General features: G+C 47.8%; 9 protein-coding genes. 3 read left to right on the forward strand and 6 right to left on the reverse strand.

From position 1 onward, the window contains the following. Window positions 1–98 precede the first annotated feature (98 nt). Window positions 99–3,266: an EAL domain-containing protein gene (locus Q1B47_RS00850; protein WP_299787133.1), complete on the forward strand. Its 3,168-nt coding sequence runs from the start codon at window positions 99–101 to the stop codon at window positions 3,264–3,266. 164 nt (window positions 3,267–3,430) lie between these two features. On the opposite strand, the gene arrB is transcribed toward Q1B47_RS00850, so the two are convergent. From arrB to yegQ, 4 genes are all read right to left on the reverse strand, one after another. Then, complete coding sequence (gene arrB, locus Q1B47_RS00855; RefSeq protein WP_299787136.1) at window positions 3,431–4,135, reverse strand: arsenate respiratory reductase iron-sulfur subunit ArrB; 705 nt, start codon at window positions 4,133–4,135, stop codon at window positions 3,431–3,433. Between the two features lie 11 nt (window positions 4,136–4,146). Next, the gene (arrA, locus tag Q1B47_RS00860; protein ID WP_299787139.1) at window positions 4,147–6,729 is read right to left on the reverse strand and encodes an arsenate respiratory reductase molybdopterin-containing subunit ArrA; all 2,583 of its coding nucleotides are present in this window, start codon (window positions 6,727–6,729) and stop codon (window positions 4,147–4,149) included. Window positions 6,730–7,096: 367 nt separating this feature from the next. Beyond that, window positions 7,097–7,354 (reverse strand): YfhL family 4Fe-4S dicluster ferredoxin, encoded by a 258-nt coding sequence (locus Q1B47_RS00865; RefSeq protein ID WP_299787142.1) that lies wholly within the window; start codon window positions 7,352–7,354, stop codon window positions 7,097–7,099. Between the two features lie 16 nt (window positions 7,355–7,370). Next, window positions 7,371–8,756 carry a tRNA 5-hydroxyuridine modification protein YegQ gene (yegQ, locus tag Q1B47_RS00870; RefSeq protein WP_299787145.1) on the reverse strand — a complete coding sequence of 462 codons (1,386 nt, stop codon included), beginning with the start codon at window positions 8,754–8,756 and terminating at the stop codon, window positions 7,371–7,373. A 290-nt stretch (window positions 8,757–9,046) separates the two neighbouring features. On the opposite strand from yegQ, the gene Q1B47_RS00875 reads away from it, so the two are divergent. Together Q1B47_RS00875 and Q1B47_RS00880 are read left to right on the forward strand one after the other, a co-directional pair. Beyond that, window positions 9,047–9,889, forward strand: coding sequence for an HDOD domain-containing protein (locus tag Q1B47_RS00875; RefSeq protein ID WP_299787148.1), 843 nt, complete (start codon window positions 9,047–9,049; stop codon window positions 9,887–9,889). Window positions 9,890–9,950: 61 nt separating this feature from the next. Then, window positions 9,951–11,438, forward strand: a complete 1,488-nt coding sequence (locus Q1B47_RS00880; protein WP_299787151.1) for a bifunctional diguanylate cyclase/phosphodiesterase — start codon at window positions 9,951–9,953, stop codon at window positions 11,436–11,438. A gap of 72 nt (window positions 11,439–11,510) precedes the next feature. On the opposite strand, the gene Q1B47_RS00885 is transcribed toward Q1B47_RS00880, so the two are convergent. Together Q1B47_RS00885 and Q1B47_RS00890 are read right to left on the reverse strand one after the other, a co-directional pair. Further along, on the reverse strand, window positions 11,511–11,957 hold the full coding sequence (locus tag Q1B47_RS00885; RefSeq protein WP_299787154.1) for a thioesterase family protein: 447 nt from the start codon (window positions 11,955–11,957) through the stop codon (window positions 11,511–11,513). Window positions 11,958–12,084: 127 nt separating this feature from the next. Further along, complete coding sequence (locus Q1B47_RS00890) at window positions 12,085–12,867, reverse strand: transporter substrate-binding domain-containing protein (RefSeq protein WP_299787157.1); 783 nt, start codon at window positions 12,865–12,867, stop codon at window positions 12,085–12,087. Window positions 12,868–12,923 lie beyond the last annotated feature (56 nt).

Here is a 12,923-nt window from a genome sequence, read left to right on the forward strand (position 1 = left end):
TTGTCGGGCATAGCCCAACAGGGCTGCTATCCTTAATAAAAGGGGACAGACAACATCGCCAGCTATGGCGTCCGACGGTATGGACGCGGGAAGAAGATATGGATATCAAAACATTTAGCAGTCACCTTACTCATCTCTCACTTTGTGCCGCAGTGTCACTTGTATATTATCTCTCCGGGCGACTGGGACTATCTCTGGCGTTTGAACAAGTCGGTGTCAGCCCTGTCTGGCCCCCTACCGGAATCGCTATCGCGGCTGTTCTTATCTTAGGTTTCCGGATTTGGCCGGGGATCATGTTGGGGGCTTTGCTGGTTAACCTGTCGATAGCGCTTCCTTTCAGCTCCGCAATCATGATTGCCTTAGGAAATACAATCGAAGCCACCTTCGCCGGTTATCTGCTTAATCGTTATGCCGTTCGGTATCCCTTTACTCAGTTGAATCATACTATCTGGTTCATTGCCATTGCCGTGATAGCTCCAATCTTTAGTGCGACCATCGGAGTTACCAGCCTGTCGATGCATGCTCTTATCGAGGCTGGTGCACTAGGTATGGCTTGGTGTACCTGGTGGCTGGGTGACATAGTCGGCGCTCTGGTCATTGTCCCTCTGCTGCTTACCTGGTTCAGGCAGGGGGAGTCGATGAGTGAGCCAACTACTGCCATGTCGTTATGGGGAACCTGCCTGGTTAGCCTGATACTGGGGCTATTGATTTTTTCACCCTGGAGAACTGAGTACGATCCGCATCAGCTGCTTATCTTTCTGGTGTTGCCACTGTTGATATGGACGGCGCTACGATTTTACCATCGTGGTGCTACCCTGTTAGTGACAATCTTTTCTGGTATCGCCATATCCGCCACTCTGGCAGGTTATGGTCCATTTGTCATGGAAACGGCCAATCAATCTCTGTTGACACTGCAGGCTTCAGTGGGGGCGATTATGGTGACCCTACTTATCCTTATTGCTAGCCAGGAGGAGAGAAAACGAGTCAATCGCCAATTGCTTCAGGTACAGCAGAGCCTGGAGGCTAAGGTAGATAAACGGACCCATGAGTTATATAGCTCCAATAAACAGTTGGTGCTCGAGGTTACCAGACAACAACAATTGGGTGAGACCCTGAAGGCTTTGCTCAACGCGACAAATTTGACCTCTAACGATCAATTCCTAAGATCTTGTGTGAAAGATCTGGCCAATGCATACAGTGCTTATTTTGCCTTTATTGGTATATTCGCCGATGAGTCGTGCCTCAGCATCAAAACCCTGGCGGTATGGGCCGGAGATAAAATCGAAGATAATTTTTGCTATCGTCTTCGTGGAACCCCCTGTGAAGATGCGATGAGTCGCACTGTGGAGCTTGTCTCGAGCCGCGCCGCTCAGCTATATCCTGAAGATAAGTTATTAAATGAACTCGGTGTCGATAGTTACTTTGGCTCTCCTCTTGTCGCTCCCTCCGGTGAGACCATAGGCATTATCGCTGTCATGGACAGGAAGGCGATGGATATCGAGGATTGGGTAAAACCTGTGCTGGGGCTATTTGCTAACAGGGTCGCGCTCGAGTTACAGCGTCAATCTTCGCAGAAGGAGATGGAGATGGCGGCGAGTGTTTTTAAGGAGAGTGCCGAGGCGATTGTTATCTGTGATAGTGACGATAAGGTGCTCAGAGTTAACCCCGCATTTCGTAAGATCACAGGTTATAGTCAGGCCGATGTGATTGGTCGCTCGTTCAAGCAGCTCGGGCGAGTCTCTCGAGTCGATACTGTTACAGATGAGCGTGAGCCCAAGAGTAAGCTGCATAATATATGGCAGGGGGAGGTTCCCGGTTACCGGAAAAATGGCGAACAGTTTCTGAGTTGGCAAACTGTGATTCCGGTGAATGATGCCGATGACAATGCCCGGCAGATTATCTATATTTTCAGTGATATTACCGAGAGAAAGCTGTTTGAGGAACATATCTACAACCTGGCGCACCATGATAGCCTGACTCAGTTACCTAATCGTGCCGCTTTTCAGTTACAGATGAAAACCGCACTGGAACGCGCCAAGCGGGCTAAGGCTCAGATGGCTATCATGTTTATCGATCTGGACCATTTTAAGATGATCAACGATACATCGGGCCATCCGGTAGGGGATCTATTGCTGCAACAGGTCGCTGAAAGGTTTAAGAAGGCGCTGCGCAAAGAGGATGTGATATCCAGGTTCGGTGGTGATGAGTTTACTGTACTACTCTCCAATACCCGAACCGATAATGCTACTACTGTGGTTGCCAGAAAGCTGTTGGCCTGTTTCTATGAGCCATTTAAGTTGCCTAACAGTGAGGTGGTGATATCGGCCAGCATTGGCATAGGTGTGTTCCCGGAAAATGGGGATAGTGTCGATAGTTTAATGATGAATGCCGATAGTGCCATGTACAGGGCAAAGGAGAAGGGGCGCAACTGCTTTCAATTTTATACCAAGGAGATGAATCAATATGCTCAGGAGAGGCTGGAGTTGGAGTTGGACCTGAGAAAAGCGCTGGAGCGTGATGAGTTTATACTCCACTATCAGCCCCAGTTTGACTCTAAAGGCAGGCTAACCGGTTGCGAGGCGCTTATACGCTGGCAACATCCTGACAGGGGATTACTCTCTCCCGCCGAGTTTATCAATATGGCTGAGATCACCGGACTTATTGTTCCTATCGGTAAGTGGGTCATAGATACGGCGTGTAAGCAGCACAAATTCTGGTTGTCAAAGGGATACCCTGCACTGAATATCTCGGTCAATCTGTCGGGTAGGCAGTTTCTACACCACGATCTTCTCGATACGGTTCAAAATGCCATCGCAACTTCGGGTATTGAGCCCTCTTGTCTGGAGTTGGAGCTTACCGAAAGCATTATGATGGTGAATGTTGAAGAGACAATACGTACCTTAAACTCCCTTAGTCAGTTAGGGGTCCATATGTCGATCGATGATTTCGGTACGGGTTACTCCTCCATGTCTTGCTTGAAACGTTTTCCGGTGAATAAGTTGAAAATTGACCAGTCATTCGTGCGCGGCTTACCCCAGGATAAGGAAGATGTCGCCATCGTAAAATCAATTATTGTGATGGCTCATGCGCTGAATCTGACTGTTATCGCCGAAGGCGTTGAAACGCTGGAGCAACTCGAGTTTCTTAAATCATCCAGATGTGAAGAGTTTCAGGGGTATTATTTCAGCCGCCCTATACCTGCCGACGATATTGAGCTGTTACTGCAAGACCTTGTCGGTGAAGGTGCCTCTAAGGTGGTGAATTAGAGTCAGTTACGCCGATGGTATCTATGTTTGAATGCTCAAGATTAGAGCTGGCTGGTTTGAGTGAATGGTAAGCCTTTGGAAATGAAGGTGTATCTGCTCTTTATTTCTGATGAAAAGCCATACTACATAGGCAATATGGCTTTAGCGTACAGAAAACCAATAGGTTAGCTCAAGTTTGTCACTCCAAAGCTTCTAATGTAAAACACCTTGGGACCTGTACCGGCCTCTAACTTAAGTTGCTTAGGTTTATGCGCCTTTATAAGTTGAGACACCTTGCTTTGAGGGTCATCTATATCGCCTACGACTCTGGCATTCGATGGACAGGCATCGACGCATGCTGGATTCAACCCTTTATCTAATCTATGGTCGCAGAAAGTGCATTTTTCTGTGGTGAGTACAGCGCGAGTGACCGGGTAACTATCTCCCCGTTCTGGGTTCTCATGAGGTGAAGTTTTTGCGCCAATCCTGTTAAGAAGGAGTCGTGGCGAGGCCGTTCCCTTTGCGACCAACTCTGAGTCATCCTGCCAACGTCGATGTGGTTTAGCTTGGTTGAAGCTAATCATCCCGTATGGGCAAGCTTCCATACACTGCTTACAGCCTATGCACTCATCGTTGTTTTGTAAGGTCAGGCCTCGTTTATCCTTGTACATAGCATCAGTTGGGCATACTTTTACACAAGGGGCGTCTTCACAGTGGTTACACAGGGTTGGAATATAGCTATATTTCACATCGGGGAAGGTGCCCTCAGTTTTTGCAATATGATGTGACCACTGAATTCCATCATTGGTATTATTTTCTGTTTTGCAGGCCAGACTACAGCCGCCGCAGCCTACACATTTTTGTAGGTCAATAACCATTCCTAATTTCATTAGTTGTTACCTCATACCTTTTCAATACGAATACGAATGTGGCCATAGAATGCCGACGCACCGCTAAATCGATCATAGCGTGCAGAAATAATGGCGTTATTGTTGCCGCCTCTGGCAATCTTGCCGAACTCCGTTGCAGCATACCGACCATAAGCCCAGTGGCCTTGACCGAAACACTTGGCAACGCTACCGGGACGAATACCTTCCCATAGTTTTGCGGTACAGGTCAGTTCACCTACAGGGCTGATTATCTTAATTGTGTCACCGGTTTTTATTCCCAGCTCTTTCGCGTCGACAGGGTTTATCTTGGCAACATCCTCATGGGCTTCATCACCGGGGTCGAGGTCTTTAAATTCGTAATACCAAGGTGAATTTTGAGAGCGACCCTCATGGTTGAGACGAGATTTTTGATCGACAAATAGAAGCGGGAAGCTCTTTTCGTCGCCGTCGCGGATAGGTACTTGATAGTGTGGCACGAAGGCTTGCTGTCCAAGGCCTGTATATTCACAAGCCTTTACCACCTCATCGACAGTAACATGGTGCTTTTTCGCATGCTTTGTTAAGGCTTTTTCTAAGGTCTTACTATAAAACTCAAACTTGTGAGTTTCGGTTTTAAACTTGCCCCAACGCTTTTGGTATTTGTAGCTATGTGAGTTCCAAACTCCCTTATCTATAAACTCCTGCCAGCCATTTAACTTATCGCCATATTTTGATGCATCTTTGTGCCATAGCGGGGCCGTAACGTGCTTAACCAGTAACTTGGCGAAATCTGCCTCATCTTTAGCAGGCTTACCGGTTTCAGGGTCGAGCAGTTGTTCGTTGATATATCGCCATGGCGCATCGAAGCCTTTTTCTGCAAGCTTTTTCGCCAGCATGTATGGAACTTCAGATTCATCTTGGCGGGTGTCGTATAAGCGTTTTATCGACGGTTGCTGAATCGAGACATGGCTATGTCCGTTTCCTGCTGCAGAGAGCACCCCCCACTTTTCAAACATGTGGTGGCTGGCGGGGAAGAGGATATCGGCAAACCAGCTAAACTCTGAGATGTTGGTGGTGACATGGGCCATGAAACCCACTTTAGACAAGGCTTCTTCCCAAATCCTGGACTCGGGTGATGCGAAGCCGAAGTTGTTAAAGTAAGCGAGCATGACCTCAATATTATAAGGATCATTGGCATTGATGGCGGTCGCCACGTTATTGGTTACAACCCCCTTGCCTGATTTACCTTTCTTTAATGCCGGAAGTTCCAGACGTCCCCGCTGGTCAATCTTCTCATACTTAATCCCTTTAAGTGCGATCTCATCCAGATAGCTTTTAGAGTCAGGGAATTTCTTATTAAGAGGCGCCTTATTGTAGGGGAACAATCCACCCTTATTGTCAATTGCACCAAATAATCCATTTAGTGCATGGCATGACATCGAGGTGTAGGTGCCTCTCGATTGCATGACTGGACCGCGTGATGTCCATACTTGAATCGCTGGTGCCGCTTTACCCATATCGCGGGCGATAGTACGGATGTCATCGGCTTTTATGCCGGTTATTTTTTCGGCCCACTCAGCACTGTTGTCTTTAAGCGCCAGGTTCCACCACTTAACTAAGCCGTATGCGTGGTTATCTTCAAATAGCTCAGGATCGACAGTTTCGCCAAACTTGAAGTGATTTGTTCCATCTTTAAAGTCACCTACAAAGGGTTTATGCCAAAGTCCACTGATAAGTGCTTCGTGGGCGATAGCTAATGCCAGTGCCGAATCTTGTCCTGTTTCAATTGGGATCCACTTGTGGGCTTTGGCGGCAGAGGTAGATAGTCGAGGATCGACAACCACGACCTTGGCTTGTTCCAGTACGTTACCCCATTCACTCGAATAGAAACTAACCTGGCGGTTGCTGGCAATCGGGTCGGCACCGAAGGAGAGAATATATTTACTGTTTTTTACATCGTATTGATTGTAGCCCCAGTTACCATCCATATAGTAAGGGCCCATTTTATGAGCCTCTGCACAGATTGCGCTATGTGAGATGTTGTTTGGTGAACCGATCATTTGAGTCATATGTTTGTATAGAAGATCGTTGACTAAAGAGTAGCGACCTCTTAGCAATGCATACTTGTGGCTCTCATTTTTGCTGCGTAACTCTAAAATTCGATCGGCGAATATATCTAGCGCTTTATCCCAGCTTACGGGAACAAACTTAGGGTCCTGGTCACGGCCCTTTTTAGGATTGGTGCGCATCATAGGTGTGCGGATACGGTCAGGATCGTAGACCTGCTGTAAGCCAAGGTGTTGGCGTGGACAACTTGAGGTTCCATGAATTTTTGAGTTGTCGTTACCACGAATTTTAATCGCTCTGCCATCCATTATGTAGACCTGCTTTGCACACCATGAGGTGCAACCTTGGCAGGTTGTAGCAACCCATTTTCCTGTACCTGTTAATTTTGGTGCTTGAGGTAACTCAGCTGCGATACTATCTGTAATAGGGGTTAAAGAGAGTGTTCCTCCCAGGCCGGTTAATACCGTTCCTGCAGCAGTTGACTTGAGTAACTGGCGCCGCCCGCTGTCTACATTGCAAGTATGTTTATCTTTATTTTTAAGCTTCATTTCCACACTCCTAGTAAGGGTATATTGACCAACATATACGTTTTCCCACATATTAATGTGCGATAGTTCAAAAAATAACCTTAAAAGTTTAATGGTTTTTTAACAATGCGCGAGCGTCAGAGTTTTATTTTTCTTCACCACCTCACCACAAGGTGAAATTTGATTTAAATCAGCTGGTTAATTATGGTTTGCCTTGTGTCAGTGGAACTAATGATGTGAATATATGGTGTGAAACAGCCGTCGAGTAAAGTAGATAATACAGCTTGAGATAAGCTGAGTTGATATTGGGTTAGTCGAAAAAAAATATCGCCGGCGTAGTCGGCGATATTTTAAAAGGGGGTCTAATAAAGCAGAGGCGAGTTACTCGTTACTCAACAGGCTTACCGGTAATGAGATGATACTTGACTAAGAGCTCATCCTCCGACTCTTGATGAGCCGGGTCCGGGTCGATGCAATCGATTGGACAGACAGAGATACAGGTTGGTTTATCGTAGTGACCAACACATTCGGTGCACAGATCGGGATCAATCTCATAGATCTCTTCACCCATAGTGATCGCCTGATTAGGACATTCAGGCTCACACATGTCACAGTTGATACAGCTATCGTCGATTATTAATGCCATCTGTTAAAGCGCCCGCTTATTTCGTCGAGTGTGGGTTACGGGTATCTTGACCCTGTGGCAAGTTACGCAGTAACACGGCTTTATCCAGCTCAACGTTAGCCGGAACAGCTAAGAAGACGAAGTGTCCGGAACCCAATCCTGCCTCTATGCTCTCGCCCTTACGGTTCTGTAGAGACTCGATGGTGAGCGTCAGGTTGCCCTGAGGGGTCATCACCTCGACACTGTCGCCGACGGAGAACTTATTCTTCACGTCGATCTCTGCCATGCCCGCATCGTTGCGCTTACCGGTGAACTCGCCAACAAACTGCTGGGTATCGCTGATAGAGTAACCGTACTCGTAGTTCTGATATTCATCATGAACGTGGCGGCGAAGGAAGCCCTCGGTATAGCCACGATGCGCCAAACCTTCCAGGTTATGCATCAGCGTACGGTCGAAATCTTTACCGGCAACGGCATCTTCGATGGCTTGACGATAAAGCTGCGCGGTTCTTGCCACATAATAGAAAGACTTAGTTCGGCCTTCGATCTTCAATGAGTCTACGCCCATCTTAGTCAGACGCTCGACATGTTGAATGGCGCGGAGGTCTTTCGAGTTCATGATATAAGTACCATGTTCATCTTCGAAAGCCGGCATATACTCGCCAGGGCGTCCCGCCTCTTGCAGCAGAACGATCTCGTTACTCGGTTGACCTTCGCCTAAGGTCGGAGTCTGGATCTGAACACCATTTTGATCCACAAGGCCTTGAGGGTTTACCGCAACGATATCGCCCTCCATGGTCTCTTTCGCTTCATGGGCATCATACTTCCAGCGACATGCGTTGGTGCAGGTGCCTTGGTTGGGATCGCGTTTATTGATGTAGCCCGAAAGCAGACAGCGGCCTGAGTATGCCATGCACAGTGCGCCATGAACGAATACTTCCAGCTCGATGTCGGGACAACGCTGACGGATCTCCTCAATCTCATCGAGTGACAGTTCGCGAGACAGGATGACACGTTTAATCCCCTGCTGTTGCCAGAACTTCACCGATGCCCAGTTGATGGCGTTCGCTTGTACCGAAAGGTGAACCACCTGGTCGGGGAAGGCTTCCCGTACCATCATGATTAGGCCAGGATCAGACATGATCAACGCATCAGGATTCATGGCAACCACAGGTTCCATATCCTTGATATAGGTTTTGAGCTTAGTGTTATGGGGAGCAATGTTACTCACTACATAGAGCTTCTTGCCTAAGCTATGGGCTTCCTGGATACCCGTTGCCAGATTCTCCATCTTAAAGTCATTGTTTCTTACCCTAAGGCTGTATCTGGGCTGGCCTGCATAGACTGCGTCGGCGCCATAGGCGAAAGCATAACGCATATTTTTCAGTGTCCCGGCAGGAGACAATAGCTCAGGTTTAAACATAATTACTCTCAGTTAGCGATAACAAGCGGGCGGGCATTTTACTCAATGCCACGTCTGTTATCAAATTTAGCGCAAAAAATGTCGAATTGAGAGCCGCTTCAAATTAACCTGTTCAGATGAAGCGGGGAAATTTGGTTTTTTACTCCCTAATAATCCTAAAGTTAGCTAGAATCTAAACAAGATGTTAACTATCTGAGTACTTTTTACGCCTACATTTAACTCGTCAGCTGGTATACTCACCGAGCTCGAAGTGTCGAATAAACTGTGAAAAATTGAGAGTGGGAGTCCTAATGTCTACTGAACATCAACTATTGGTCGGGCTTTTAAAGAAATTAAAGGCTGATTCCTTAGTGCTGCCGACGTTGCCTGAGGTAGCGATGCGAGTTCAGGAGGTTGTTTCAAGACCCGATTCCAGTCCAAAGCAGGTGGCCGAGATCATAGGTCAGGACGCCGCTATTTCGGCGAGAATGATTAAGGTGGCCAACAGTGCCCTGTACAGTCGTGGTGTGAAGGCGGAAAACGTCAACAGCGCCGTTACCCGCATCGGATTAACCCAAATTAAAGCCATCGCGACCTCAGTCGCCATGGAGCAGCTGTTCATCTCTACCAATGAGATGGTGTGGGAGGTGATGGATGAGGTCTGGACCTGTTCGATTGAGGTTACTTCGGCTGCCTGTGCCATGTTGCAGATCTATAATAAGACCCACAAAGGCAGCGGGATCAACTTCGACACCCTCACTCTGGCTGGCTTAGTTCATAACATAGGTGCCTTGCCCGTGCTAACAGAGGCAGAGTCTCAGCCTGAACTGTTTACCAGTATCGTTCAACTCAGGTCACTGGTGCGGAAAATGCAGGGACCGATAGGCCGTGCCGTATTGAAAACCTGGGACTTCTCACCGGAGGTGATGGAAGTTGTCGAAAGGTGGTCGGATCTTCACTACCTCCCCGACAATGTCGGTTATCTCGACTTTGTGCGTGCCGCCGCATTTTATACCGGTGAACTCAGGTCCGGAACAGAGCTGGAAGAGAGGCTGGATGTCTTCGCTAAGCGTGGGTTACCCGTATCTGCCGAAGAGTTAGCCAGCGATGAGTTTCTCGACAAGTACCATTCAATTAAACTCAGTTATGAGTAGGTGAAGATAAGAGTTAACCTCTTAGTTAAAAACTGAATTAATATGGAGCAGACTGACTCGCGTGGAAAGCGACTGGTATATCTGGTTTTTACTCCCTTTATCTGCCGCTGGTATCATCTTTTGGTACCGGCATAGCAAAGGCGACATCGAATTTATCCAATCTTTAGTGCAGTATCTCAAGCGGCCATACGGTACTAATGGTCGGTTAGATATCGCATCTCCCCCTAAAAAATATATTCAGCTTTACCGTGAGTTACAACATTTTATTGCCACCGCACCGGCACCGGCCGATACCGATAAACTAACCGGGTTCCCCAACCGTATAGGGGTGAAAGCTAAGATCATGGCGTTGATGCCATTAACCCGGGGAACCCTGGTGTTGATCGATATCTATCGTTTCAGGTTCGTTAACGACCTCTTTGGATTCTCTGTCGGCGACAAGTTACTCCTTTCATTGTCCCAGCGCCTGAGTGCCCTCGATGCCGGGGTGACGTTTATGGCTCGAATGAATGAGGATGAATTTCTACTCTATTTTGAGCAAGCTCAGGTAGAAAGCACGCTTCTATCTATCCGTGAACAGTTACAGGCTCCGTTTGTGATAGATAGTGCTCCGATAAGGGTTCAGATTCAGATGGGATACCTGGACCTGCAGCAACACCATACCGATATGAGTCAACTGTTACGGCGACTGGATCTGGCATTGATTAAAGCTAAGCTGGATAAGCACCTCTTTGCCGGCTACGTGAAGGATGATGATCTCAGTCAGCATCGTCAGCTTAATATCATTCATCGCCTGCCTAAAGCGATTGAGTCCGGTGAGCTCTATATGGTTTACCAGCCGAAGTTAAGCTTATCCAATGGGAAGTGTGAGCAGGTAGAAGCTTTGATGCGCTGGGAGCATCATACGCTGGGGGTGTTGTCACCTGCCGAATTCATTCCTCTGATAGAGTGCGCCGGCATGATAAAGCCGGTGAGTCAGTGGGCTCTGGAGGAGGTTATCTCCCAACAGGCCAGGTGGCAGAGGTCGGGGTTATTCCTTCAGGTGGCGGTCAATCTTTCTACTCAAGATCTGATTAGTGGCACGCTGGGCGATGATATACAGGCTAAATTACAAAAGCATGGTCTTGATGCCCAGGGACTTTCTATCGAGATCACCGAGAGCACGTTGATGGAGGATATGGATCAAGCGGTTGAAACCATAAAGAGGCTAAAACAGCTGGGGGTCGATGTTGCTATCGACGACTTCGGCACCGGCCACTCATCGCTGGCGTACCTGAAACACTTTCCGGTAGATGAGGTGAAGATTGATAAGGCATTTCTCGATGAGCTGTTAACCGATGAGCGTGGTTTGCATATAATGAAGTGCAGTATCGAGTTAGCAAGAGGCTTGGATTTTGAGGTGACGGTAGAGGGGGTCGAAAGCGACGAGATCTATCGGGCATTGACTGAGCTGGGGGTCGATAAGATTCAGGGAGACCTGATCGCTAAGCCTATGAGTGCGAGTCAACTGGAGCAACGTTGGCCTAAGCTTCAGGTGGGGGAGCGGTAATACAGCCCAGAACATGAAGGGCAACGAATAAGCGATGAGCTTGCTGTGCCTATTCGTTGATATTTCGGTCTTTTACGTGAGCGCGGGTGAGCTGAATGACCGACTGAGGCGCTCAATCAATGCTGGTGACATAGGGGTCAGTTGACGGGCTTTATTCATACAGACCATCTCGATTTTAGCCGTGACGGCGGGCTTGCTGGCGTTAGGTCGCCAAATCTCCTGTTTCCAAACCGTTCTGTATTTGCTTTCGAAGTAGAAGCTGGTTCGTACATCGATAATATCTGCGAATTCGACGCCGTCGTGACACAACATATCACTGCGGTATACCGCGAATCCCAGCCCCTCATCCTGCCACAGCGCCGCTAGAATGTCGGCTCCGATGACATGCTCTCTGGCCCGTTCAAAGTATTTCAGAAAGTTGGGATGGTAAACCACACCGGAAAAATCGGTATCTTCGTAATAGATCTGAACCGGGAAGTGAAAGACTGAGCTGAAATTCATCTCTTTATTGTTCTGCATGTTGGGAGGATCACGGTGAAAAATTAGCGCTAGTCTAGCACAGGCTGGCGCTCAAGAGGTGCTACCTCTGGCTGCTAAGCCATCTCGGAGGCCTGCTCTGAGAATATCTGACTCTGAATCATGAAGGTTAAGGCTGTATATTTATCCCCACATGACGAGCGGTTTTTATTTCGGAACGCATAATTTGTTGGTAACTCCCATCACTTTTCAGCGCTGTTAATCCTGTGTCCAGCATCCTGGCTAACTGCTTTGCCTGCGGGTTGAGTTTGGAGAAGGCGAGGTAGACCTGCCCTGTGTGATTGATAAAAGATGGCGCAATTTCAGATGATACCCGCATCTTGTCGATATATTGCTGTGCTACCCGATCGTACATGATTGCGGTATCTATTCTGTTTAGAAGTAGCAGGTTAATCAGCTGGTTGTGGTTTGACAGTTTTATTATCTTCAGGTGTTTTAGCTTTTCCAGTTCATCGCCATATTCGTGGCCATTGATGATCCCAACTTTAGTACCGGCGGGCAGTTGCCACTTGTTCTCTACTGTGATTGGAGCCTGATTGTTCTGATAAAATGAGGTCGTAGCCGAAAAAAGTGGTTGTTTGCCGAAGATAAATTGATCTTGAGTGCTCTTCTCTTTGATTAAGTTAAACACCCCGTCAACGATTCCTTTTCTTGCCATGACGACGGCACGGGAGTAGGGCACGACAATGCTGTCGACCTCTATGCCGACCCGGGAGAAAGCTGAGTTGATCAATGCGTGAGAAAGGCCGCTACCCGTGGCTTCGGCGTAGGGAGCCCAGTTATCCTCGGCGGCTAACTTTATAGAGTGAATCGACTCGTCAGCCTGAAGGCCGGAGCTGGTGAGACAGAGCAGTAATATCAGTGCATGTCTGAGCATGTTGAAGTTTGGCATAAAAGTCCCTTAAACCATGAGTATCCATATGACTCATAAAGATCATATTAATTGAA

The sequence above is a fragment of the uncultured Shewanella sp. genome, assembly GCF_947501225.1.
Taxonomy (GTDB): Bacteria; Pseudomonadota; Gammaproteobacteria; order Enterobacterales; family Shewanellaceae; genus Shewanella.